General features: G+C 66.9%; 23 protein-coding genes. 11 read left to right on the top strand and 12 right to left on the bottom strand.

Annotated features, from left to right (window positions below; genetic code table 11):
- Positions 1-16 precede the first annotated feature (16 nt).
- The 3 genes from VGV37_RS05265 to lepB all read right to left on the bottom strand — a co-directional run bounded on the left by VGV37_RS05265 (position 17) and on the right by lepB (position 3812).
- Positions 17-1435, bottom strand: coding sequence for a malonyl-CoA decarboxylase (locus tag VGV37_RS05265; protein WP_326878578.1), 1419 nt, complete (start codon positions 1433-1435; stop codon positions 17-19).
- Positions 1436-1558: 123 nt separating this feature from the next.
- A complete protein-coding gene (oxlT, locus tag VGV37_RS05260; RefSeq protein WP_326878577.1) occupies positions 1559-2902 on the bottom strand; it encodes an oxalate/formate MFS antiporter in 1344 nt (447 codons plus the stop codon).
- A 136-nt stretch (positions 2903-3038) separates the two neighbouring features.
- Complete coding sequence (gene lepB, locus VGV37_RS05255; protein ID WP_326878576.1) at positions 3039-3812, bottom strand: signal peptidase I; 774 nt, start codon at positions 3810-3812, stop codon at positions 3039-3041.
- A gap of 149 nt (positions 3813-3961) precedes the next feature.
- Here lepB and VGV37_RS05250 point away from each other — a divergent pair, with 149 nt between their 5' ends.
- On the top strand, positions 3962-4381 hold the full coding sequence (locus tag VGV37_RS05250) for a gamma-glutamylcyclotransferase family protein (RefSeq protein WP_326878575.1): 420 nt from the start codon (positions 3962-3964) through the stop codon (positions 4379-4381).
- 5 nt (positions 4382-4386) lie between these two features.
- On the opposite strand, the gene VGV37_RS05245 is transcribed toward VGV37_RS05250, so the two are convergent.
- Together VGV37_RS05245 and VGV37_RS05240 are read right to left on the bottom strand one after the other, a co-directional pair.
- A complete protein-coding gene (locus VGV37_RS05245; RefSeq protein WP_326878574.1) occupies positions 4387-5475 on the bottom strand; it encodes a hypothetical protein in 1089 nt (362 codons plus the stop codon).
- Between the two features lie 266 nt (positions 5476-5741).
- Positions 5742-6104: a hypothetical protein gene (locus tag VGV37_RS05240; protein WP_326878573.1), complete on the bottom strand. Its 363-nt coding sequence runs from the start codon at positions 6102-6104 to the stop codon at positions 5742-5744.
- Positions 6105-6557: 453 nt separating this feature from the next.
- On the opposite strand from VGV37_RS05240, the gene VGV37_RS05235 reads away from it, so the two are divergent.
- The 5 genes from VGV37_RS05235 (at position 6558) to VGV37_RS05215 (ending at position 9684) form a co-directional block, all read left to right on the top strand.
- The gene (locus VGV37_RS05235; protein WP_326878572.1) at positions 6558-6899 is read left to right on the top strand and encodes a hypothetical protein; all 342 of its coding nucleotides are present in this window, start codon (positions 6558-6560) and stop codon (positions 6897-6899) included.
- Positions 6896-7564, top strand: a complete 669-nt coding sequence (locus VGV37_RS05230) for a TetR/AcrR family transcriptional regulator (protein WP_326878571.1) — start codon at positions 6896-6898, stop codon at positions 7562-7564. Before VGV37_RS05235 ends, VGV37_RS05230 begins: the two co-directional genes overlap by 4 nt.
- A 116-nt stretch (positions 7565-7680) precedes the next feature.
- Positions 7681-8034: a YciI family protein gene (locus VGV37_RS05225; protein ID WP_326878570.1), complete on the top strand. Its 354-nt coding sequence runs from the start codon at positions 7681-7683 to the stop codon at positions 8032-8034.
- Positions 8031-9266 carry an RNA polymerase sigma factor gene (locus tag VGV37_RS05220; protein ID WP_326878569.1) on the top strand — a complete coding sequence of 412 codons (1236 nt, stop codon included), beginning with the start codon at positions 8031-8033 and terminating at the stop codon, positions 9264-9266. Before VGV37_RS05225 ends, VGV37_RS05220 begins: the two co-directional genes overlap by 4 nt.
- A 58-nt stretch (positions 9267-9324) precedes the next feature.
- A complete protein-coding gene (locus VGV37_RS05215; protein WP_326878568.1) occupies positions 9325-9684 on the top strand; it encodes a GFA family protein in 360 nt (119 codons plus the stop codon).
- Position 9685: 1 nt separating this feature from the next.
- On the opposite strand, the gene VGV37_RS05210 is transcribed toward VGV37_RS05215, so the two are convergent.
- Together VGV37_RS05210 and VGV37_RS05205 are read right to left on the bottom strand one after the other, a co-directional pair.
- Positions 9686-11131: an MFS transporter gene (locus VGV37_RS05210; protein ID WP_326878567.1), complete on the bottom strand. Its 1446-nt coding sequence runs from the start codon at positions 11129-11131 to the stop codon at positions 9686-9688.
- A 182-nt stretch (positions 11132-11313) separates the two neighbouring features.
- Entirely contained in the window at positions 11314-12096 is a 783-nt protein-coding gene (locus tag VGV37_RS05205) for a SapC family protein (protein ID WP_326878566.1), read from the bottom strand.
- A gap of 292 nt (positions 12097-12388) precedes the next feature.
- Between VGV37_RS05205 and VGV37_RS05200 the strand changes: the two genes are divergently transcribed.
- A complete protein-coding gene (locus VGV37_RS05200) occupies positions 12389-12970 on the top strand; it encodes a hypothetical protein (RefSeq protein ID WP_326878565.1) in 582 nt (193 codons plus the stop codon).
- Positions 12971-13036: 66 nt separating this feature from the next.
- Here the strand turns inward: VGV37_RS05200 and VGV37_RS05195 are convergent, their stop codons facing one another.
- The 3 genes from VGV37_RS05195 to VGV37_RS05185 all read right to left on the bottom strand — a co-directional run bounded on the left by VGV37_RS05195 (position 13037) and on the right by VGV37_RS05185 (position 17080).
- The gene (locus VGV37_RS05195; protein ID WP_326878564.1) at positions 13037-15028 is read right to left on the bottom strand and encodes a glycoside hydrolase family 16 protein; all 1992 of its coding nucleotides are present in this window, start codon (positions 15026-15028) and stop codon (positions 13037-13039) included.
- Positions 15029-15145: 117 nt separating this feature from the next.
- Positions 15146-16318 (bottom strand): glycosyltransferase, encoded by a 1173-nt coding sequence (locus VGV37_RS05190; RefSeq protein ID WP_326878563.1) that lies wholly within the window; start codon positions 16316-16318, stop codon positions 15146-15148.
- 12 nt (positions 16319-16330) lie between these two features.
- Complete coding sequence (locus VGV37_RS05185) at positions 16331-17080, bottom strand: sugar transferase (protein WP_326878562.1); 750 nt, start codon at positions 17078-17080, stop codon at positions 16331-16333.
- 411 nt (positions 17081-17491) lie between these two features.
- Between VGV37_RS05185 and VGV37_RS05180 the strand changes: the two genes are divergently transcribed.
- Positions 17492-18865: an outer membrane beta-barrel protein gene (locus tag VGV37_RS05180; RefSeq protein ID WP_326878561.1), complete on the top strand. Its 1374-nt coding sequence runs from the start codon at positions 17492-17494 to the stop codon at positions 18863-18865.
- Between the two features lie 26 nt (positions 18866-18891).
- Entirely contained in the window at positions 18892-19473 is a 582-nt protein-coding gene (locus VGV37_RS05175) for a polysaccharide biosynthesis/export family protein (RefSeq protein WP_326878560.1), read from the top strand.
- Between the two features lie 7 nt (positions 19474-19480).
- On the opposite strand, the gene VGV37_RS05170 is transcribed toward VGV37_RS05175, so the two are convergent.
- Both VGV37_RS05170 and VGV37_RS05165 read right to left on the bottom strand, forming a co-directional pair.
- Positions 19481-20674 carry a glycosyltransferase family 4 protein gene (locus VGV37_RS05170; protein WP_326878559.1) on the bottom strand — a complete coding sequence of 398 codons (1194 nt, stop codon included), beginning with the start codon at positions 20672-20674 and terminating at the stop codon, positions 19481-19483.
- Between the two features lie 14 nt (positions 20675-20688).
- Complete coding sequence (locus tag VGV37_RS05165) at positions 20689-21603, bottom strand: hypothetical protein (RefSeq protein ID WP_326878558.1); 915 nt, start codon at positions 21601-21603, stop codon at positions 20689-20691.
- A gap of 300 nt (positions 21604-21903) precedes the next feature.
- On the opposite strand from VGV37_RS05165, the gene VGV37_RS05160 reads away from it, so the two are divergent.
- On the top strand, positions 21904-22875 hold the full coding sequence (locus tag VGV37_RS05160; protein ID WP_326878557.1) for a glycosyltransferase family 2 protein: 972 nt from the start codon (positions 21904-21906) through the stop codon (positions 22873-22875).
- On the top strand, positions 22875-24041 hold the full coding sequence (locus tag VGV37_RS05155; protein WP_326878556.1) for an acyltransferase: 1167 nt from the start codon (positions 22875-22877) through the stop codon (positions 24039-24041). The genes VGV37_RS05160 and VGV37_RS05155 overlap by 1 nt, the downstream gene beginning before the upstream one ends.
- Positions 24042-24080 lie beyond the last annotated feature (39 nt).

Genomic DNA, 24080 nt, shown 5'->3' with positions numbered 1-24080 from the left:
TCAGCGGCAACACGCCCTACGACGCGTTCCGTCGACCGGAAAAGCCCAGCAGGCTCGTCACGCCGTTGCGTCGGACGCCCTGGGCCACGAGGGCTTCGACCGCGTCGGAATGGGCGACCGTGCCGTGGCGCACGAAGGCTTCGTGGTTGGCCTCGATCCGGTCCAGGTCATAGAGGTAGTTGACCATCACGCCATAGCTTTCCTTGAAGCCGCGCGGCGCAATGTTGGCCAGCCAGTTGACGCGCTCCAGCCGCGCGCCGTTGCCCAGATGGAAGCGCGCGACGGGATCGGTCGGCCCCTTGCCCTCGTTGCTCGAGGTCAGGTACTCGGCCGCCAGCCGCAGCAGCGGTGCACGCAGCGCCGCTTCCGTCGCGGCATCCTCGTGCCAGCCCGGCGCATCGAGCAGCCGGCGGAACGCGCCCTTGGCGCCCTTGATGTCGGCCAGCGCAGCGATCGGCACGCGCTCTTCCGCCGTCAGCAGATGCTTCGCGCCGCCGCTGAACTTCGCGTCGAGCCAACGCCGGAACCCCGGGACCGGCGACAAGGTCGCGAACTGCACCAGGCTTGGCGTCTCCGCCTTCAGTTCCTCGACGACCTGCTTGATCAGGAAATTGCCGAACGAGATGCCGCGCAGGCCCTTCTGGCAGTTTGAGATCGAATAGAAGATCGCCGTGTCGGGCGCTTTGGAGGCATCGACCTCGCCCTGTTCGAGCAGCGGCTGCACCGCCTGCGACAGGCCGTTGACCAGCGCCACCTCGACGAAGATCAGCGGCTCGTCGGCGAGCGCCGGATGGAAGAATGCGAAGCAGCGCCGATCGGGCGCCAGGCGACGGCGCAGGTCGGGCCAGCCCTTGATTTCGTGCACCGCTTCATAGCGGATCAGCTTTTCCAGGATCGCCGCCGGCGTCTGGTGCCAGTCGATGCGCCGCAGTTCGAGGAAGCCGCGGTTGAACCAGGATCCGAGCAGGTGGCGCAGATCGCCGTCGAGTGGTGCCAGGTCCGGATGCTCGCGCAGCAACGGCAGCAGGTTCTCGCGCATGTGAACCAGGGTGCCGGTGCCGCCCGGCGCCATGTTGATGCGGCGCAGCAATTCCTGACGCGGCGGCTCCGCGACCTCGCCCAGCACCATCGCGGTCGCCGGCGAGGGTGCCGCCAGATAAGCCTCGGCAGCCCGTTTCAGCGGCTCCGGGTCCGGCGCGAAATCCGCGGCGACGAGCCGGTAGTAGGCGAGCCGATCGGTTTCGCCAAGGGTTCCCAGGCTTTCCAGCAGGGCCCGGGCGAGGGCGGCACCCGATGCCTCGCCGCGCTCCGAGATCAGGCTGCGGCTCAGTTGCACGGCCTGCTCGAGCGGCGGCACGCCGGTCGGGATCTTGACCCAGGCCCGGCCACGATCGGCGATCGAGGACAGCAGACGATCGAACCAGCTGGCACTCATCGGAAACTCCATCGGATGGCGGGGCGTGCGGCGCAATATGATCCGCACGGCCGGGCGGCGCGCGCAAGCATCATCTGCCCGCGCGATGGTCGCACCCGCCCCGGGTAATCCGCAGACCGCCCCTCAGGCCCGATCGGTTTCCGGTGTGCCGAGACCAGGTCCGCCGAGCGCCAGCCGTCGCTCGACGGTGAGGCGCCGGCGCCGCATCGGCCGCAGCACCAGAATGGCGAGGAAGGCCGCGAGCAGGTTGCACAGCGCCGAGACGAGGAACACGCCGTTCCAGTCCCCGGTCGATTGCTTCAGCACGCTCGCCAGCGGCACCAGCAGCGCAGCCGTGCCTTTGGCGGTATAGAGCAGCCCATAGTTGGCCGTGGCGAAGCGCCGGCCGAAGATATCGCCGCTGAGCGCCGGAAACAGGCTGTAGATCTCGCCCCAGGCGAAGAACACGAGCCCCGACAGGAGCACGAAACGCACCGGATCGTCGCCCCAGGAGCGCAGCGCCAGGATGCCCAGGCCCTCGAGCAGGAAGGCGACGAACATGGTGGGCTCGCGCCCGATCCGATCGGAGACCCAGCCGAAGAACGGTCGCGTGATCCCGTTCATGATCCGATCGAGGGAAAGGGCGAAGGTTAAGGCCGGCAGGGTCAGGCCGAGCAGCATCACCGGCTGGTCCGCAACGCCGAAATCGCGCGCGATGACCGACAGTTGCGCCGTCGCCATCAAGCCGCCGGCGCATACCAGGACGAACATCAGGTACATCAGCCAGAAGATCGGCGCCGCCAGAACCTGCCCCGGAGTCTTGTCGCCGGCCGGCTTGCCATGGCGCTGCGGCCGGGCGCCGATCGGCAGACCGATCGCTTCCGTCCCCGGCCCCGGAGGGGCCGCGCGCAGGAACCCGGACACCACGATCACGACGACGCCCTGTCCCAGTCCCCACCAGAAGAATGCCGACTGATAGCCGTATTGCTGGATCCAATGGGCAATCGGGACGATGGTCGCCGCCGACCCGGCACCGAAGCCGGCCGCGGTCAGGCCGGCGGCGAGCCCACGCCGGTCGGGAAACCATTTCAAGGCATTGCCGACCGCGGCACCGTAGATCATGCCCGCGCCGGTGCCGCCGACGACGGCCGCGACATAGAGCAGCGCCAGGCTGTCGGCGGCGGAATTCGCCATCCAGGCGGCGGCAACCAGCACGCCGCCGGCGGCCACGGTCGGACGCGGTCCGATCCGGTCGACCAGATAGCCCTGGAACGGCAGCAGCCACGTCTCGCCCAGCACGAACAGTGTGAAAGCCACCTGGATCTGGGCGATGCCCCAATGATGCGCCTGGTCGATCGGTACGACGAACAGGGTCCAGCCGTACTGGAGGTTCGCGATCATCATCATGCCGACGATACCGAGCGCCAATTGTCCCCAACGGCCAGGCCCGCGGGCCACGAGGCCGTCGGAAAGGTTCTCGTCTTGCATAGGCTACCCGCTCCCAGTCGGCGACGACGGCACCATCATCGTTCGACCTGCACGGGAATTCAACCGGATTGGCATCCGGTCAAAACTTGCGATTGCAATAGACCGGAGGTCGGCAAGGGGTTCTGCCGGAGCCTCTTTAGTCGATCCGGCCGAGGAAGCGGTCGGCTCGGAAGATTCCGCGCCAGTCGGCCAGATCCCAGGCCGCCACTTCCGGATCGCGGGAATAGAGCACGCGATCGGCGCGGCCGACCAGATTCTCCTCGGGCACGAAGCCCACCCCGCCCTCCGCGGCCGGGACCCGGCTGTCGAGCGACATATCCCGGTTGTCGCCCATCATGAAATAGTGGCGGGCCGGTACGGTGAATTCGGGCGTCTCGTCGAGCGGGGAGCCCACGCCGCGCTTCAGGATCGGATGCTCGCGCCCGCCCGGCAGGGTCTCGACATAGCGGGCGAAGCGCTGCGGCGTTCCGTCGAGCACGGTCTGGTAGATCCCGGCCACCCGGCGCGGCAGAACCTCGCCGTTGACCAGAAGGCGACCGCCCTTCATCTGGATCCGGTCGCCGGGCAGGCCGATCAGACGCTTCACGTAGGTCTCCGACGGATCGCGCGGCAGGCGGAACACGATGACGTCGCCGCGGTCGGGCAGGTGGCCGGCGAAACGCCCTGCGAAGTCGGGCATCAGGCCGATCGGCGAAGAATATTTACCGATACCGTAGGGGTATTTCGCGGCCAGCAGCTCGTCGCCGATCAGCAGGGTCGGCACCATCGACGGCGACGGGACGACGAACGGCTCGGCGGCGACGGTGCGGATGCCGAGCACGAAGGCGAGCGTCACGATCACCATCTTGATCGTGCCCATCCACTCCGCGCCGCGCGATGGTGCCGCCTTGACCGCTTCAAGCTTGCCCATGGATCCCTCGCCCCGTTCCCGTGATCCGAGCATATCGAACGGGCGCCGTGGCCTGTCAAGCCGCGGGTATTGGCAACCGATGACCGAACCCTTACTTGTGTCGCCGTGTCGCACCGACCTGCCGCCAACCGGAGCCCCGCCGCCCGATCATGACCCCGCCCCGCCGCTATTTCGCCTATGGCTCGAACATCGTCACGCGCCAGATGGCCCATCGCTGCCCGGCCGCATGTGCCGTAGGCCTCGCCCGGCTGGAGGGCTGGCGCTTTCGCATCATGACGCGCGGCTTCGCCACCATCGTGCCGGATCCGGCCGCCCATGTGCTGGGTGTGGTCTGGACGCTGACACCCGACTGCGAGGCGGCGCTCGACCGCTACGAGGGCGTCGCGCGCGGCCTCTATGCCAAGCACGAGATGCCGGTCGACGGCCTGGCGACGCTCGTCTATGTCGCGAGCGACGTCGACCCTGGGCCACCCAAGCCGGGATACCTGGAGGCGATCATCGCGGCGGCACGGGACAGGTCATTCGCGGCCGACTACGTGACGGCAGAGCTGCAGAGCTGGCTCGCCTGACGCATTCACTGCGCCGCCAAGGTCCGGACCGGCCCGATGGAGTGATGAGCCAGCGTCCATTTCACCGCCCAGACACCCTGCCCGTCGTCCGCCGTGCCGACGATGTCGCCCTGGTCGTTGATGCCGGAGGCCGAACTGCCCTGGCCGCCCGGCAGGATGCCCAGGTCGAGGACCTGACCGTTCTGAAACAGCAGGGCGTGGTAGAATCCACCGTCGATATCGCCGGACCCGACGGCCTGGCCGAAATTATTGATGGCGGCAGCGAAGCTTTGCTTGCCGCCGGGATAGACACCGAGGTCGGTGACCGTGCCGCCGGAGAACATGACGGCATGGTTCGGACCGCGGAGCGAGGATGAATATCCCACGGCCTGCCCCTGGTCGTTGACGCCGCGGGCCTCGCTATAGAAGTCGCCGGGCAGCGCGCCCAGCTGCGCGACCGGTCCCGGCGCGAAACTGACGGCGCGTTCGATGCCGTTCGTGTCGATAGACGAGCCCACGATCAGGCCGTAGGCATTGATGCCGTAGGCGACGCTCGACCGGTCGCCGGGCAGGATGCCCAGGTCCTTCACCGAATGGGTGGCGAAGGTGAATTGCGTCGCATGGCTCGAGTCGACCGTGTCGGCGGAACCGACCGCGACGCCCCAATGGTTGATGGCGTAGGCGGTGCTGTTGCCGGTGCGAACGAGAACGCCCAGGTCCTGGGCCGAATCATGCACGAACAGCACGGCATGGACCTGGGTCGGGCCCGGATAGAGGCCGAGCAGCTTGATCGCCCACCCGACCGACTGGCCCATGTCGTTGATGGCGTAGTCGTAGCTGCCGGTATAGCCGACGAGGATGCCGGGACCGCTCACCTGACCATTGGCGAAGATCGCCGCGCTCAGGAATATCGTGCTGAGGGCGCCGCCCGCATCGACGCCGCCGACCGCGACCCCGCTGTTGTTGATGCCCTCACCGTAGTTCAGCGCGGAGCCGGGCAAGCTGATCTTCTGGATGACATAGGGAGAAATGGTCTGGCCCTGAGCCCGCCCCGCACCGCCCGACGCGGCAAGCATCGTGGCGACGAGGATGGCGTACCGGATCGAGCGCTGCATCGAAGCCTCCAGCCGAAAGGGATCGGACAAGCGGCTGCGGCCCGGACGACGACGATGTCGTTCGCAACGGCCAGCCGGCACGAAAGTTCGCCCCGTTCCACGATCAAGATGCGTTGGAGAGTACCTAGTGTATGCGCAATCGGTGGCTGTGCCTAGGCACTCCCGACACTCGTCTGCACCCCAGGCGTGACGGAAACCCCCTACCGCAGGCCACGGTAGGGGGTTTGGGGTTCCCGCTCACCGGAACCGATGGAGGCGGCAGCCGCCTACGAGGTCGCGGTTGGCTGGTTGTTCTGCGCCTGGGCAGCCAACAACGTGGCGCCCTGCCCGGCATTGCGAGCGTCGAGCAGCCCGCCGACGCCGCCGGGACCGCTCTTGGGCGGCTGCGGCGCCGTGGTGCTGCTCGTGGTCGTTCCGTCGGCATAGGTCGTGATCGTCGTAGTCGACCCGTCCACATTGGTCTGGGTCGCGGTATTGGTGACCGTGGTCGACGAGGCCGAACTGCTGGAAGACGCGCTGCTGCTTTGGCCACCGTCCGCGGCCTTGGCACTCTTCGCTTTTCCCGGTTCCGTTGGCTGCGGCGCCGTGACCGGTGCGCCGGTACTGGTTCCGATGGAACTGATCGACATATTCCATGCTCCTGGTTCGCGAACTCCCCCGGGAGCCTCGATCGAGGTCCTGCCGGCCGGAACTCGCCGCTGGGCAACACCCGAATACCATCCGAATGTTCGCCATAAAACTCCAAGCAAACCGTATGCCGTCGACAATAACACAGAAGCCTTGGACTCCAGTATTCTCGTCATAGAAAAATAACGATCCGTCGGCATTTATTGCCGATCCGAGATCGGCATTATCTTCGATGTCGAAAATTATCGAAACAATCCGTTACAGATCGAAATGATATAAAAATACACCCGCAGCTTTGGAGCCATGCTTTCCATGAACGTCGGCGCTCACCCGATGGGTCCAGCGCGTGACCACAAAAAAACAAAACGGTACCGTTGCGTTTCGTTAGAAAAGCGCCTATATTTACTCCAGGTACCGTCGGGCTTTCGCCAGCGGCTTCCTCGGGAGTTCGCCCCATGCACCTCAAGACCGCTTCGTTCAGCATTCTCGCCGCTGCCGCCCTGGCCGTGGCGCCGATTTCGCCGGCCTCCGCCCATGAGCATTTCCGGGGTGGTGGCTTGCTGTTCGGCCTGGGGGCCGCCGCGGCCGCCGTCGTCGGCACCGCCGCGATCATCGCGACCGCGCCGTTCCGCGCCATCGCCGCCGCTCCCGTCTATGCCGCCCCGCCGCCGGTCTATTACGCGCCGCAGCCCCAGGCCTATTATGCCCCGCCGCCGCGCGTCTATTATGCCCCGCCTCCGCAGGCCTACTACGCGCCGCCGGGCTACTACGCACCGCCCGGCTACTACGCCCGGTGACGGTGGCTGACGACGAACGCCGCGCCCCGGGGCGCGGCGGCCGGCCGTCGCGCGAAGCGGCGGCACAGCTCGGTGAGAAGATCCTCGAGATCGCGACGGATTTCTTCCTGCGCGACGGCTATGGCGGCACCAGCATCGAGGCGATCGCTCAGGCCGCAGGCATGTCCAAGCGGACTTTCTACCATCGCTACGACGGCAAGCCGGCACTGTTCGCCGCCGTCGTGGCGCGGATCGTCGAGCAGATCCGCCCACCGCCGAACGTTCCCCTGCTGGCCGGCAAGACGGCTGCCGAGATCCTGGAGCGGCTGGCCGGCCTCATGCTGCAGGCGGCGCTGTCGCCGCGCGCGCTGGCGCTCAACCGTCTGATCATCGCGGAATCCGAACGTTTTCCGGAACTGGCGACTGCGCTCGGCCCGGGCCGGGGCCGCGCCGAGGCGGTGGCCTTGATCACCAGCCTGCTGGAGACCCGCGTCGAGGGCCTGCCGCCGACCGGCGAAGACGCCGCCTTCGCCGCTGGGCAATTCCTTCAGATGGTCATTTCCTGGCCGCAGCGCCGGGCGCTTGGCCTCGGCACCCCGATGTCGCCGGCCGAGCAGGCGGAATGGGTCCGCCGCACCACCCGCCTGTTCCTGAAAGGCTGCGAGGCCTGGGGCGAACCGGACTGAGGCGACGAGAAAGAACGAAATAATTCCGGCGGCCGTCGATTCCGGTCAAGCTCGCGCGTCTTTGCCTCGGTGGGTCGCACATCGCGACCTTCGAACGCGAGAGAGGGAACGAGCCGATGCAATATGTCCTGCTGATCTACGAGGATGAGTCGGTCTATGGCCCCGACAAGAACGGCCCCGCCATGCAGCCGATCCGGGCGCGACACATGGCCCTGGTCGATGAACTGGGCGACACCCGGTTGGGCGGTTCGGGCCTGAAGGCCACGGCCGTCGCCACCACGGTGCGCACCGAAAAAGGCCAGACCACGGTCTATGATGGACCGTTCGCCGAGACCAAGGAACAGCTCGGCGGCTTCTACCTGATCGAAGCGCCCGATCTGGATGCGGCCCTCGCGATCGCGAAGCGGGTCCCGCTCGCCGCGAATGGTGCGGTCGAGATCCGGCCACTGATCCCGCCCATGCCTCGGTGAGCGGCGCCGCGCTCGACGGCGCGGTCAGGGCGGCGGGGGCGCGCATCACGGCCGCCCTCGCCGCCCGCTATCGCGATCTCGATCTGGCCGAGGATGGCTTTGCCGAGGCCTGTAGCCGCGCGGCCGAAACCTGGCCGCGCGATGGCTGCCCGCGCGATCCGGCGGCCTGGCTCTATCGAACCGCCGACCGCGCCGCCCTCGACGCGCTGCGCCGCCGCCGCGTGCGCGAGCGCCTGCCGCCCGAGCCGCCACCGCCCGAGCCCACCGCGGAAGATCTGATGCTCGACGATGCCAACCTGATCCCGGACGAGCGCCTGCGGCTGATCTTCGTTTGCTGCCATCCCGCCGTCGCGCCCGAGGCGCGCGCGGCGCTGACGCTGCGGCTGGTCTGCGGTCTGACCGTGGCCGAAATCGCCCGCGCCTTTCTGGTCGCCGAGCCGACGCTGTCACAGCGCCTGGTCCGCGCCAAGCGCAAGATCGCCGAGGCCGGCGTTCCTTTCGAGATCCCGCGCCCGGAAGCCTGGGCCGAGCGGTTGGATGCCGTGCTCCAGACGCTGGAAATCGCCTATGCCAAGGCCCACGAGGATGCCGCCGGGGCCGGTCGCCATGCCGGTTATGCCCAGGAAATGCTGGACCTGACCTGGGTGCTGACCGAGTTGCTGCCGCAAGAACCGGAGGCATTGGCCCTGGCGGCGCTCGTGCGCTATGCCGAGGCGCGGCGACCGGCGCGGGTCGACGAGACCGGCGCGATGGTGCCGCTGTCCGAGCAGGACCCGCGCCTGTGGCGCCGTCCGCTGATCGAGGCCGCGAACGGCTATCTCCGTCGCGCTGCTGCCCTCGACAGCGATGGGCGCCGGTGCTGGCAGGCGGCACTTCATGGCACCTGGTGCGCGCGCCGGAGCCTGGACCAGCCGGCCCCCTGGGCGGGGATCCTGGCGCTCTACGACGATGCGCTGCTGACCCTCGGCGACGATCCCGTCATCCGGCTCAACCGGGCCGTGGCGCTGGCCGAGATCGCGGGTCCCGAAGCGGCGCTCCGCCAGCTGGCGATGCTCGATCCGGAAAAATTCGCAGGCTTTCCGCCCTACCATGCGACCCGGGCCGACCTGCTGCGCCGGACCGGGCGGATCGACGAAGCGCGGGCGGCCTATCGCTCCGTGCTGGCGTTCGACCCCGCGCCCGCCGAACGGCTATGGCTGGAAAGGCGCCTGGCCAGCCTGGATGGAGCGTAGAAGATCGGGCCGCCGGCCCCTATCATGGGCACCCATCGAAATCGAGACGAGGCCTTCCATGATCGAAGCTTCCTGTCATTGCGGCGCGGTCCGCATCGAGATCCCCGAAGCGCCGGAGCGGCTGACCGAGTGCAACTGCTCGATGTGCCGGCGCCTTGCCACGCGCTGGGCTTACTACACCCGCGGCCAGATCACGATCCACAAGGCGCCGGACGCAACGGTGGCCTATGCCCAAGGCGACAGGACGCTGGCGACGCATCACTGCCGGGTCTGTGGCTGTACGACCCATTGGGAAGGCATCGGACCGGAATATTCGGAGCGGGTCGCGGTCAATGCCCGGCTGTTCGAGCCGGCCGACCTCGAGGGCATCCGGGTGCGCCGGTTCGACGGCGCCGATACCTGGGAGTTCTTGGACTAGCCTAGTCGTCGCCCGCGGCCGGCACGGGAGCGGGGGTCCGGCCGCGCGGGCGATGGCCGCTGACTTCCCAACCAGCATCGGGTGCCAGGCGCAGGAACAGCGTGACGGCGACGAGCGAGATCAGGCCGATCACGACGAAGGCGAACTGGAAATCGCCGGTCTCGAGCGGCCCGTGGGGTGCCGCGCGCCAGGCGAGGCGCACATGCAGGAGAACCGCGCCCAGCGCCACGCCGGTACCGAGCGATACCTGCTGCACCATGCTGGACAGGCTGGTGGCGGCGCTCATCTTGGGCTTCGCCACATCGGCGAAGGCGAGCGTGTTCAGGCTGGTGAATTCGAGCGAGCGGAAGAAGCCGCCGGCCAGCAGCAGCACGAAGATGCTGACGGCCGGGGTTGCCGGGGTGAAGAGGGCGCAGACCATCATGAACAGCGCGCTGATGGCGCCATTGACCAGCAGGACGGTACGGAAGCCGAAGCGCTTCAGGATCGGACCGCCCGACATCTTCATGGTCATCGAGCCGGCGGCGGCCGCGAAGGTCAGCAGACCGGAACTGAACGCGCTCATGCCGAAGGCGACCTGCAGCATCAGCGGCACGAGGAACGGGATGGCGCCGACGCCGATACGGAACAGCGAGCCGCCCAGCACGGTGGCGGCAAAGGTCGGGATGCGCAGCAGGCCGAGGTCGACCAGCGGCTTCGGATGGTGCAGCGCGTGGCGCACCGCCGGCAGGCCGATCGCGAGGCCGGCGCCGAGGAAGCCCAGAGACTCATAGCCGCTCGCGTCCGGGCGGCCGATCAGTTCCAGACCATACATCAGGCAGGCGAGCGACAGCCCGGTCAGCACGAAGCCGCGCCAGTCGAGCGGCGCCTGCACCGGCTCGCGGTAATTCTCGATGAAGCGCTGAACCAGGAAGATGCCGAGGATGCCGACCGGTACGTTCAGGAAGAAGATCCAGTGCCAGGAAGCAAAGGTCGTGATGAAGCCGCCGAGCGGGGGGCCTACGACCGGGCCGATCATGGCCGGCACCATCAGGTAGGACATGGCGCGAACCAGTTCGGACTTCTCGCAGCTGCGCAACAGCACGAGGCGGCCGACCGGCACCATCATGGCGCCGCCGATGCCCTGCAGGACACGGGCGCCGACGAACTCCGGCACGTTCTGGCTGAGGCCGCACAGGATCGAACCCAGCGTGAACACGCCGATCGCCGCACTGAAGATGGTTCGGGCGCCGTAGCGGTCGGCGATCCAGCCGCTGATCGGAATGAAGACGGCCAGGCTCAGCATGTAGGACGTGATGCCGAGCGACAGGCGGATCGGGTTGGTGCCGAACGACTTGGCCATCTCCGGCAGTGCGGTCGTGATGACCGTTCCGTCCAAATTCTCCATGAACATCGCGCAGGCGATGATCAGGGCCACCAGAATGGGCTTCGAGACGCGGTCGGACATGCTTCGCCGTCACCTGAGATTGCGAAGTAAAAATTGCGCCTGCACGGGCCGATCAACAAATGCCGGTGCTACATGGCAGAAACGCGCCCGGCAGGCGGGCGCGTTTGCCACTCGTTAGTCATTTGCGCGTCCGGGACGGGAAGCGCGTACGCCCGCCCGTCCCAGGGCCTCCCGCAAGAAACCTACGCCGTGACGCCATCGACCCGACGGCCGTTGGCAAGATTGATGACCTGCCCCCAGCGCGTCGACGACTGCAGGATGGCGTAAAGCGGGTTGAGCAGGCCCTGCTTGCGCCAGCCGAGGAACGTCTCGTCCGCCAGCGCGTCGAGCTTGGCGCCGTCGACGACGTTGAAGCCGTCGAGCCGCGCCGTGCCGCCGCTCTTGAACGTCAGGCGCGCCTCGTTCGCCACCAGCAGGCCCGCATCGTTCAGCGCCTTGCCGAACTCGGTCGCCCGCTTCAGGTCGTCGCGATAGGCGAGCGCGAAGCTCATGGCCGTGTCCACGACGGCGGTCGGCTTGCCGTCCGTGAACAGCGGCTCGCCCTGGTCGCCCAGGATCGGCGCCGTCGTCTCGATGCCGAGATAAATCGAACCGGCACCCGGCGGCTCGATCAGGATGAAGGGAAAGGCCCGGACATAGGCCGGGATGTAGCTGTCGTCGAGCCAGGCGCCCTCGGTATCGATGAACAGGTTCTCCCCCGCCTGATAACCCAGGATCGCGACCGGCATCGGGTTGGGCCCGCTGGTCAGCACGATCGGGTAATATTGCGCGGCAATGGCGACCTCGCTCAGACCCAGCGGCAGCGCATTGGCGATCCGGGCGAAGCCGTAGCCGCTCGCACGGTCGAGCTTGAGCGCGCCATGGAGGCCCGCATCGAGCACGGTCACGTCTTTGAAGAACAGCGGCAAGGAAGGCGCGGCGCCGCTTGCCTGCCCATTGCCCGATGTCGGACCCGTCGCGCTCATGAAACGCCCTCTCCCCTTGAAGCCTCGCGCCGGACGAATGAAACCGCCGGCCATCCAGTTACCGACCGCAGCATTAACGCCGGATCGCGGCCGATGCCAGCGTTAGCATGCGTTTTCCGGCTTTGTACTCGACTCGTTAACGATTTGATGCTTCTATGGCAGCACGGTGCAAATGCGCCTGCCTGTAACGGCTCCGGCCCGTCGACTCCGGATTGGTTGAACCCAGTCGACTTTGCGAAGGGCGCTTCGGACGCGCCTGTCCCTCCCGGGGAAACACCTAGGGGTTAGTGCGATGTCTATTCCGTCTTCCTTCGGCGTCTCCTCGTCGACCGGTGTTTTGGCCAACTGGCTCGGCACGGCCACGAGTTCGGCAAGCGCGGTGAACATCCTCGGCGGCAGTTCCACCAACTCTGGCGGCGCGCTAACCGCACTCCTCACCCAATCCTCGTCGGCCACGCCCTCGACCACCCAGGCGCTCGCCGAAGGCAAGTTGAACACGAGCCAGCAGCGCGTGCTGCAGGCGGTCGGCGACAACAATGCCCCGCTGACCATTCCGTGGAACGCGACCGGCACCGAGCCCACGACCGTCGCCAACATCCGCTCCGCCGGCTGGTTGAAGCTCGACAAGAAGGTCGTGGCCGGCGGCAAGGTGACGGGCGGCGTCTACGAGCTGACCGCCGTCGGAAAGGCGATCTATCAACGTACCGGCGGCGGCAACGTCAACGGCAGCGGCGATACGGCCCTGACCAGTGCCGACACCAACGGCACCACGACCTCGAGCGGCGCCACCGCGGCGGCAGCGGCGGATGCGAACCTGCAGTCGAGCGTCTCGAGCCTGAGCGGCATCCTGGGATCGGTCGGCATCAGCGTCTGACTGCCGGGCGCAGTCCGCACCCATGAAATCAGCCGCCGGGTCCTTGGCCTCGGCGGCTTTTCCTCGTCAGCCTTTGCGATAGGCGCGGATGTAATCGATCTCGAACCGCCCGGGGAACGGCGTAGTGTCGTCAGGGTCGGGGATGAATTTCGGGTCGTGACTGCCGAGCGCCAGGTTGGCCAGGATGTACATATCCTCGTTGATGCCGTTCGGTTGCTGCCAGACCGGCTTGCCGTCGAGGAACCAGGTCAACTGGTCGCGGGTCCATTCCAGCCCGTAGACATGGAATCCGTCGGCGACGTTGATAACGTCTTCGATCCACTTGTCGGCGGTCTTGCCCTGGGCGATCAGCACGCCCAGGTGGACGGCGCCCGGTCGGGTGCCGGCACCCTCGAAGATGTCGATCTCCGGCGGCCAGCGCGATGCCTTGGGCAGCAGCCAGAAGGCCGGCCAGAAGCCCTTGCCGACCGGCAGGCGGGCGCGCATCTCGAAATAGCCGTAGGTCTGCCAGTGGGTCAGTTCGCTGGTGATGCAGCCTGAGGTGTATTTGAAATTCAGAATATGCGGGCTAACCGCCGCCGGATCGGCGCGATCGGCGGTGATGGTCAGGATGCCGTCTTTGAGCGAGAAGGGCTGCACGCCCAGCGGATGGTCCGCTTTCCCACCGAAGGCCGGATCCATGTAGATCTGCTTTTCCTGGTTGATGACCGTGAAGCGATCCTGGTGGTAGCGGCTGCGCCATGCCGGCGCGCCTGGCCGGCCGCCAGTCGCGTTCTCGTTGATGCGCGCGACGTCGCCATCGTCGAACTCGTCGCCGAACGCCAGGCGATAGCCCGCCGGCACGAAGCTGGGTGCCGCCGCCGCCGTTGCGGCGACCTTCGGCATCGGCGCGCTAGCCTCCAGCGTCAGCGCACCCAGCACGCCGTTGAGCGGGGCGGAGCCATCCATCCGGGCGAACAGCCGGGCGCTGGCGCCGCACGCGATCGGCCCGGTCTTGCCGGCACTGACGCCACGGATGATCAGAACAGTGCCGGCGCCGCTTCTGAGCGTGACGCCCGTCGGCCCCCAGCCGAGTTCGACGACCGTATCGGCGGTCGCGTCGCTGGTGCCAGCGACGGTCAGCCCGCCGACCGTCGCTTCGAGCCATCCGCTTTGGCTGTAGCCGAGCTTGATGCCGCCACCCTCCGTGTCGAGCAGCGTGCCGCCACGCACCCCGCCGCGCGGCAGCGCCAGGCGCAACAGGCCGGTCGGCCGTGACAGGGCCGCCGCGTCGATCGTCACCACGTCGGCGGCCCGCGCGACCGGCAGGGTATCCGTCGCGATCAGGGACGAGGCGACCCGGCCCAGCTCGAGCTGGCAACCCCAGGCCAGGGCCTCATGGGTCGATTCCTGCACCCATTCCGGCCGGCCGGGCGCCAGGTTGATGACCTTGTTGCTGATGTCGCGGCCGTCCCAATGGATCGTGAAGCTGACGCGCTGCCAGGACGGCGTCAGGGGAACCCGTTCGAAATGGCCGTGGTAGGTGCCATAGTCGAACAGGTTCAGCGACCATTCGGTGCCGTCGCCGATCTGGCGCAGGTAGACCGACAGCGTGCAGATCTCGCCCGCGCCGATCGGCCCGCCACCACCGACGACGCCCAGGTCGCCCTTCTGTTCGTGGATGCGCAGCCGGGCCACGGTGTGCGAACCGTCCGGCGCCTCGATCTCGGGCGCGACGGCCGCGATGGCAGCGCCCTTGAACTGCCAGGTATGGCTCGAAAGGCTGAGCGAGTTCCGCGCGAAATTGGTCGCAGCCCCCTCGATCAGCAGCCCTTGCGGCCGGCCACTTGCCGGATCGAGCGCCAGGCGCGGCACATGCGCCGCCGCGGGCTTCAGGGTCCCACCCGGCCCATCCACCATGCCTGGGCTGGCACGGTCCAGGCGGACTCCGGCCGGCAGGCCCTGCGTGAAATCGAGGGCGAGCAGCGCGGGCTCGGCGGCCCAGCCGAGGGACGGCCGCCAGACGGCCAGGGCGGCCGCACCAATCAACACGTCGCGACGATGCGGGGCGATGGTCAAGATCGAGCGTTCCGTCGTGTCACCGATGGGCGGTCCGGACGGCCGCCCCGGCCCGATCATAGTCCGGTCGGCGATCGATGGCGTGGTGGATTCGGCCCGCGCCGATCGGTCGCAACGTCAATGGCCGGCACGCCGGATCGAAGACGCCGGGGTCCAGGTCTGGAATTTCTGACCGCGCAGCGAGTGGATGACGCCGAGCGAGGCGCCGGCCAGCGCCACCAGGATTTCCGCGATCGACGACAGCGGCCGTAGTTGGAAGCGCAGCGCCGCCCAGAGCGAGGTCGCGAACAGGCCGAGCAACAGCGCCAGCGCCTCGACCGGCACGCCCATGGCCAGCAGTCCGGCGGACCCCGCGAGCGCGCAGAGCGCCAAGTTGAATGCCGCCAGCCAGCGCAGCAGCTTATGCGAGATGTACATGTAGACGACGGTCAGCGGCAGATGCTTCAGGCGCGGCCACAGTTCGCGATGCACGTTGAACGCCTGGCAGGCGATGCGGACCTTGCGGCGGAATTCCTCGTTCGACGAGGTGACCGACGCTTCATAGGCCAGCGCGTCCGGCGCGGTTACGACCTTGCGGCCGTCGCACAGGATGCCCAGCGACACGAACATGTCGTCGATCAAGTTGGCCGGCACCGCACGATGCAGGCTGCGGCGGATCGCGAACAGCGAGCCGTCGGCACCCATGACCGCGCCCAGCGTGCTCTCGTCCCGCTTGATCGCTTCCTCGAGCCGCCAATAGAGCGAGCCCACCTCCGCCGTCGCCGTCTCTTCGCCATTGGTATAGATCAGATGGCCGCAGACGCAGCCGACCTCCGGGTCGGCGAAGCGCCGGTCGATCGCCGCGATCGCGGTGGGATCGATACGCACGTTCGCATCGGTGAACAAAATGATGTCGGCGCTGGTGCGGCTGACCAGCAGGTTCATGCCATAGGTCTTGCCGCGACGTTCCGGCGAGACGACCAGCGTGATGCGGTCCGCATAGGGGCGAAGCAGTTCGGCCGTCCGGTCGGACGACCCATCGACATAGACCAGAATGTCGAGATCGCCCACGACGGCGCGCAGCTCGAGCATGTTCTCAACCTTGCGCTCGATGCAGGATGCCTCGTTATAGGCGCAGACGCAGACCGCGAAGCGGCGCGGCGCCACGGGCGCAGGCGTGCCGAACGGCTCTGCCGCAGACGCGCGATGGCGCGTCAGGTAGCGCAGGCTGATCGGGTAGAACACGAAGGGGTGCGCGGCCAGGCCCAGGAAGAGCAAGGCCAGCGCCAGCAGGATCGCGGCTTCGGTCATTTCCGAGCCCTCTCAATAAGCGCCGCTGCGCCGGGCGACGACGCCCAGCGTGCGGACGAGGATCATCAGGTCGCCGGCCAGCGACCAGGTCTGGGCATATTGCCGGTCGAGTTCGACCCGGTCGGCATAATCGACGTCATTGCGGCCGCTGACCTGCCACAGGCCGGTGATCCCGGGCTTGCAGGCGCGATATTCCTCGATCGACGCGCCATAGCGCTCGACTTCCGCCGCCACGATCGGGCGCGGACCGACCAGGCTCATCTCCCCCTTCAGCACGTTGAACAGCTGCGGCAGCTCGTCCAGGCTCGACTTGCGCAGGAAATTGCCGAGCGGCGTCACCCGGGGGTCGCGGCGCAGCTTGAAATCGCGGTCCCATTCGGCACGGGCGGCGGGATCACTGGCCAGCGTATGGGCCAGAACGGCCTCGGCATCGGGAACCATGGAACGGAATTTCCAGCAGCGGAAGGTCCGGCCGGCAGCGCCCATCCGGCGATGGCCGAACAGCGCATTGCCGCCGTCGCACCGCACCGCGATCGCGATCAGGAGCAGCAGCGGACCCAGCAGCAGGATGAGAACAAGGCTGGCAGCGAGGTCGAACGCACGCTTGCTCGGCCGGCCGGCCGGTGCACGCAGGGGCAATGCCGCCCCCTGCCTCTCGCCGCTCGCAGGGCGCCCTGGGAAGCCCGCGCCGTAGCCGGCGGTGCCGAACGATGGCCGATCGCCAACCGACAACCCTTCGGCGCGCGCAGTCAAATTCGACATCGAAGGCTTCATTATGATCCTCGGACAAGTAAATCCACAGAGAAATGTACGCGGAGTTTGCTTGCAGGATCGACTAGAGATGCCCGCTGCCAAGTTCAAATCTCATTCGCATACGCAATATGCTAATGAAGGTGCGACCGGCAGGTTCAGGGCAAATTTGAGGCATTGACTGCCCCTGATTGATTCTCCCGGGATACTTCGTATTCTCCGGTAGAAATCTCGACTTTCCTGCGTTCCAAACGTAGCCTGGTAGCACCTGAAAGAAGATTGCGCCTTTGCAACGCAACATAGTTCTATCAGAATTTTTTCCGCGTCGTTTCAGTTTTTTTCCGCTGGGAGGGAATTTTTCCCTAAGAAAAACGTAAAATTGTTACTAATTGAATCATCGTTATGAGCTGGACACAAGCGCTAATGCTGCATCGCACAAAAAAGAACACGACCAGCTCGCATTCAGTTCCGAACCCGGGAACTGTTTCCGGATTAAATTTTCGGCGACGCCCTGCCCGGGCGCCCGGCCGAAGCCTGGCTGCGTTCGTTTCCGGCTTTGCGATCCTGCTCTCTTTGGGCGCCTGCCTTCCCGCTGCCGCTCAGGGCGTTGCCGACAGTTCGGCGGACGACGTCCGACCGGACGAACTGCTGCAGGATCGCTTCGACCGCCGCACCACAATCCCAGGAACACAGATCGGCGGCGTGACGTTCCAGGCCTCGGCCGTGGCAGATTTAGGATTCAACGACAATGTGTTCGCGCTGCAAAATGACACGAAGTCGGATTTCTTCGCTGATTACGGGGCGCGCCTCGGTGCGGACTACGGCACGAGCGGGTTTCGCGCGCACCTCGACCTCAATGGTCAGGAGCGGCAGTATCTCTCGCTGACGAACGAGGATTTCTGGCAGGGCGGCTCGCGACTGACGCTCTCTGACCAACTCGGCACCGATCTCGGCCTGTTCCTGAACGGCGGCGTGCAGCGCCTTGCGGTCCCGCGCTCCGACCCGAACACGATCAATGGATTCAAGCCGGCAACCTATCTGCTCTACGACGCCGAGGCCGGCACGTCAATCGGCACCGGCGCCCATAATTTGCTCACACTCACGACCGGCTACAGCCAGACCATCTTCGACCAGTCGTTCGGCACCCAGGGCCTGATCATCACGAACGACCGCGACCGCCAGGAGATCTTCGGCGACGTCCGGTTCGATCACACCTTCTTCGGCGAGCAGAAGGTCTTCGTCGAAATCCGCCCCGACGGGCGCAGCTTTGGCCGCGACATCGACGCCTCGGGCCGTCGGCGCGCCAGCAACGGGGTGCGCGGCGACGCGGGCTTCGTGTTCGACATCGATAGCTTGTTCCTGGTCTCGCTCACCGGCGGCTACCAGACCCAGACCTATGCCGACGCCGGCTTTGGCAAGATCAACGAGCCGGACGCAATCGTGGACGTGCTCTGGTCGCCGACGCGGCTCAGCCAGATCGACCTCAAATTCGTCCATGAATATTTCGAGGACATCTTCATCGACAGCCCCGGCTACGTCCACGACCTGACCACGCTGACCGTCAGTCACGAGTTGCACCGTGACCTGCTGTTCAAGGCCGACGTCAGCTATGACGCGCGCCAATTGGAACGTTCCCCGCGCAGCTACGATATCATCACGTCGGAAACCCGTCTCGACTACGAGGCGGTGCGCGGCCTGATCGTCGGCGTCGACTACACGTTCCAGAATCTCACGTCGAGTACCAGCCGCACCTTCGATGACAACATCCTCATGCTGACCCTCAAGAAGCAGTTCTGAGGCCGGACAAGAAGGGAATCTCAAGCATGCCTCGCCCAGGCTTCAACAAACATGCGCTGTTTTCACCAATGCTCGGCCTGGCGCTCGCCGGCCTGGTCGCGGGTTGCGCCGATGCGCCGCGACCCGCCGCGTCGGCGCCGCCCGACGACGCGACCCTGCTCCATACCGGCGACACGGTTACCATCACCGTATTCGGGCAGCCGCAATTGACCGGCGAGCAGGTCATCGACGATCACGGCGAGGTTTCGGTCCTCTTGGCCGGCCGCGCCAAGCTGGCCGGCCTGACGCCGACCGCCGCCGAAGGGGCGCTGCGCGACCGGCTCGGCCGCGGCGGCATCGTGGTCAGCCCCAGCGTCTCGGTCATCGTGACGCACCATCTGCCGGTCTATGTCGTGGGCGAGGTCGCCAAGCCCGGCAGCTATGACTGGCAGGGCGATCTGAGCGCGATCAACGCGGTGGCGCTCGCCGGCGGCTATACCTACCGCGCCAAGCAGTCCGGGCTGCGGGTCATCCGCCATGGCGATGCGTCCCACACCGAACTGGCGGCCGAGCAGAGCACCGTGATCGAGCCGGGCGATACGGTGATCGTCCCGGAACGCTGGTTCTGAGGAAAGGCTAGGCCGCCCTGGACGGGGCCGCCGCCGGGCGGCGGCCCTCGTCGGTCCGGCGCTCGGCGATTGCGGCCGCATAAAGCGCCTCGGTCTCGGCCGCGATCGCGTCCCAGCTCGGGATCGCCCGCACCAGATCGACCAGGCCCGCGGCCATGCGGACGCGGGTCCCCGGCTCGTCGACCAACCGCCCGATCGCATGGGCCAGCCGGGGGACATCGCCCGGCGGCACCAGGAAACCGGTTTCGCCGTCGCGCAGCAGCTCGGCGAAACCGCCGATATCGGAGGCGACCATCGGACGGGCGGTCTTGAGCGCCGCCATCAGCACGCCGCTCATTTCGATCTCGCGATAGGGAAAGGCCAGCACGTCGGCCCAACGGAACAGCTCCGCCATTTCCTCGTCCGGGACGAAACGGAATTCGAACCGGATCTCGGGCATCCCGGCCGCTGCGGCGACCAGCGCCGTCGTATCCATGTAGGGTTTTCCGACGACCAGGACCTCGATGCGCCGGCGTGCCGCCGGCGGCAGGCGCTTCACCGCCTCGATCATCAGGTCGATGCCCTTGTAGGGCTTGATCTTGCCGAACAGCAGGAAGCGCACCGGCCGGTCGGCGTCGATCGTCGGCGGCGCCACGGCCGGCGCCGATTCGTCGAGGAAGCCATGGGCGATCCGTGCGATCCGGCGAGGCTCGACGCCGTAGGCCGCGAGGCGTGCGCGCGCCTGGTCGGTATGGATGATGACCCGGTCGAAGCGGGCGAGGATCGCCGTGGCGCCGACCCGCTGCACGGCAGCCCCGGGATTGGCGTTGAACGGCTGCGAATCGTGGCAGGTGATGACGATCGGCGCGATCCGGGCGAAACGCGCGAGGAACGCCCGATCGACCACCGGCAGCGGCAGCCACTGGAAATGGATGACGTCGGGCCGTTCCCGCGCCAGCACGCGGACCAGGCTTTCCATGGCCCGGATGTGGCTGAGGCCCTTCGCCACCTTGGCGAGCGCGGGCGGCCAGCGCTCCGCCCCCAGCGCCCGGAGCTCGCCGTAGAAATGCCGGCGCAGCGGTACGGTCGCGGGCGCCGCCTCGCGGGGACCGAGCGCCTTGCCGAAGAATTCGATCCGGTGGCCGCGACGCTGCAGCGCCTCGGCCAGGCGCTCGTCATACGGCAGCGTGAAGAGCGACGGATCGATCAGGGCCACGCGCATTGACGCCGTATCCGTCATTGCGCCGCCACCGACAGCCCGGCCGGGGACGCCATCGGCGCATCCTTGGGCGCCGCCCCATAGCGGATCATGGTCGTGAAATTGCCGCCGCCGGTACGCCCGATGCGATAGGCCGTGCGCTTGCCCGGCCCGGCCAGATGCAGCGCCGAGATCGTCTTGTAGGGCGCATAGGGCGTGCAGAAGGTGCCGGTGTCGTCGTTCCACATCGGCACGCCCCGGTCGCAGATCCAGTTGGCGCCGGCGTCGAGCACCCGGGTGGGCAGCCGGTCCTGGTATACCGCCTGGTTGAGCGCGAATTGATCGTGCGGCGTGATCTTGCCCGTGCGGACGATCGCGGCTTTGTAGCGCCGGGCCCAGGCTTCCCAATGGGGCGCCCCGGCGTGAATCGCGAACATGCCGGCATTGAGATGCGGCCGGGTCAGCAGCCACGCACCGCGAAGCGCGCCGTACCCCAGGACGAAATGCTTCGCCGTCCACAGGAACAGCCATCGCTGGAACCGATAGGCCCGCTCGTTCTCATGGGCGATCGCCATGCCTTCGCTCGCCGCACCGTCGACCAGGGCCAACACGGCCTCCTCGTTCTGCAGCCAGACGTCGGAATCGATCCAGCAGTAGATTTCGAAATCGGGGAAATATTCCGGCAGGAACGGTCGGACCAGGAACGCCAGTTCGAGCGGTCGATCGAGCGAGCCCGCGCCCATGTGCGGCCGGGGCACCACGATGACGGCGCCGCGTTCGGCCAGCCAGGCGCGATCTTCGTCCGACAGGCCCAGATCGATGATGCCCAGCGCATAGGGCGGCAGCGAACTGGTGGGCAGGCGCGCCAGCCGTTCGAGCGACAGGATCATGTCCTTCAGCAGGCCGAAGAATTTCGTGTCAGACGAGCTGACGATCAAAAGCTTGGTTGGCACCGGCATATCCCCTCGCGATCGGCGCGAGGCACGAAGTGCGGCCCGCAATGATAAGATGCTGAAGCGCAAGATTCTGAGACACTCAACGTGTCGATTGTGCAACGCACCATACTCGATTTTCGCGGTGACGCGCCTTATGAACGAACTATCCTATGGATTGTTCCCGCAGTGCACGCGTGTTTTAAATTGGATTTACGGAGCAATCGATGGAAAGTTCAACGACAATGTGGGACCGTTCCGCTAGGTTCCGACGTTGATCAGCAGCACCTTATCCTTGTTCCCGCCGCTGGATCCTAGCCTATGACACGTGCCGCGCCACGGGTTTCCGTCGTGATGCCGATCTACAACGGGGCCGCCTATCTGGCAGCCTCGATCGACAGCGTGCTGGCCCAGACCCAGGACGATTTCGAACTCATCCTGGTCGACGACGGCTCGACCGACGAGACGGCCCGGATCATCGCGCGCTACGCGGCCCAGGACCAGCGCGTGCGGCCGATCGCCAAGGCCAATTCCGGCATTGCCGACACGCTCAACCAAGGGCTGGCAGTCGCGCGTGCCGACTGGGTGGCGCGCCTCGACTCGGACGACCTGATGGTGCCACAGCGGCTCGAGCGGCAATTGGCCTTCGTCGCGGCCAATCCCGACCTGGTCGCCGCCGGCAGCTACTACGAGATCATCGATCCGGCCGGCGCCCGCCACGGCAGCCGCACGCCGCTGCCGCGCAGCCGCGAGGAACTGCAGCGCTTCCTTGTCGCCCGCGAACCACTGAGCTTCCTGCATCCGAGCATGATCTTTCGCCGACAGACGGCGATCGACCTCGGCGGCTACGACAAACGGACTGAGCCGGCTGAGGACGTCGATCTGTTCGCCCGCATGCTGGCGACCGGCGCCCCGATCCTGATCCAGCCCGAAATCCTGCTGTATTACAGAGTGCACGCCAACGCGGTTTCGGCACGCAGCGCCACCCGGCAATTCATGAGCGTGCGCTGGACCTATCATAATTTCTATGCGGCACGGGAAGGCCGTCCGACCCTGGCCTATGACGCGTTCATCGAGCACGAACGCCGCCGGCCGTGGCGCGATCGGCTGGCGCTCAAGGCACAGCTGCTGTCCGACGGGCTCTACCGCCGCTCGACCATCGCACTGGTCGGCGGACGCAAACCCTTGGCCCTGGCCTATCTGGCCCTGGCCTCGACCCTGCGGCCGGGCAAGGCGATCCGCCGCGCTCTGCGCAGCGTGATGCCGTCCCACCCCACGCCCAAAAGCTCCTGATGGCCCATTCGGTCAAGCTCGCCCCCTGCCAGGTCGATTATCTCAATCTGGTCCGGGCCCTCGCCGCCCAGATCGTGCTGCTCGGCCATAGCACGGCCTATTTCCTGGCCGGCCACGATCGCGGCGGGCGCTGGGAAACGTTCGGCGTGCTGGTGTTCTTCCTGTTGTCGGGCTTCCTCATCGCCTTGAGCGTGCAACAGAAGCGCGACCGGGCCGACTATCGCTTCGGCCATTACCTGATCGACCGGTTCTGCCGGATTTTCGCCGGCTATCTGCCCGCCCTGGTGCTGGTCGCCGTGGTCGATGGGCTGATGCGCGACCAGCCGGCCTATCCCTACGCCGCCAGTTCGACCCCGCTGCATTGGCTGGGCAACCTGGTCATGCTGCAGGAATATCCAGCGTTCCAGATCCTGCGCCGGCTGGGCGTGCCCGAGCAGTCCTGGTTCATCGAGGCGTTCGGCTCGGGCCGGCCATTCTGGACCGTGGCGATCGAGTGGTGGATCTACCTGACGTTCGGCTATCTCGCCTTCTTCGTAGCGCGGCGCAAGCGGCTGGGCGCACGGGACATCCTGATCCTCGCGGCGGTCGGCATCGTCCCGCTCTACAATGCCATGGGCGGAGTCGGCCAATGCCTGAGCTTCGTCTGGGCGATCGGGGCCGCCGCAGCCTGGGCGCAGGATCGGCTGATGCGCCGGGGCGGGCCGCAGGCGCTGCCCGGCCGGCGGCGCTGGGCCTGGGGCCTCGCCGGCCTGATGTTGTTGTCGGCGGTACTGCTGGCCGGCAGGGCGCTCGTGACCGACACGCGCGTCTATGACCTGCAGTTCGCGCTGTTCACTGCCGGCATCCTGTTCGGGGGCTTCTTCCTGTTGGGTGCGGCGCCGATCGCCGTGCCGCGCCTGGTCAGCCGCGCGATCGACCGGATCGCCGACTACAGCTATTCGCTCTACCTGATCCACTACACCGTGCTGATCTGGTTTGCCGTCCACCGGCCCGCAGCCGGGCACTACGACCTCGCGACCTTCCTCGAAGTCTTCGCGATCGCCAACGGTGCCGCCTGGATCTTCTGGTTCCTGTTCGAGCGGCATTATCATCGGCTCGCCGGCCTGGCGAAGGGATGGCTCGACCGGCGCCAGCCGCTGGGCCTCGACGCGCCGCCGCTCCATTGACTGGCGCGCCGCGACGCCTATTTCCATGCTAGGTTGGTT

It is taken from the genome of Aliidongia sp. (assembly GCF_035943795.1).
Classification (GTDB): domain Bacteria; phylum Pseudomonadota; class Alphaproteobacteria; order ATCC43930; family CGMCC-115725; genus Aliidongia.
The sequence above is the reverse complement of the archived record's forward strand: the minus strand, read 5'-3'. Positions and strand labels throughout refer to the sequence as shown.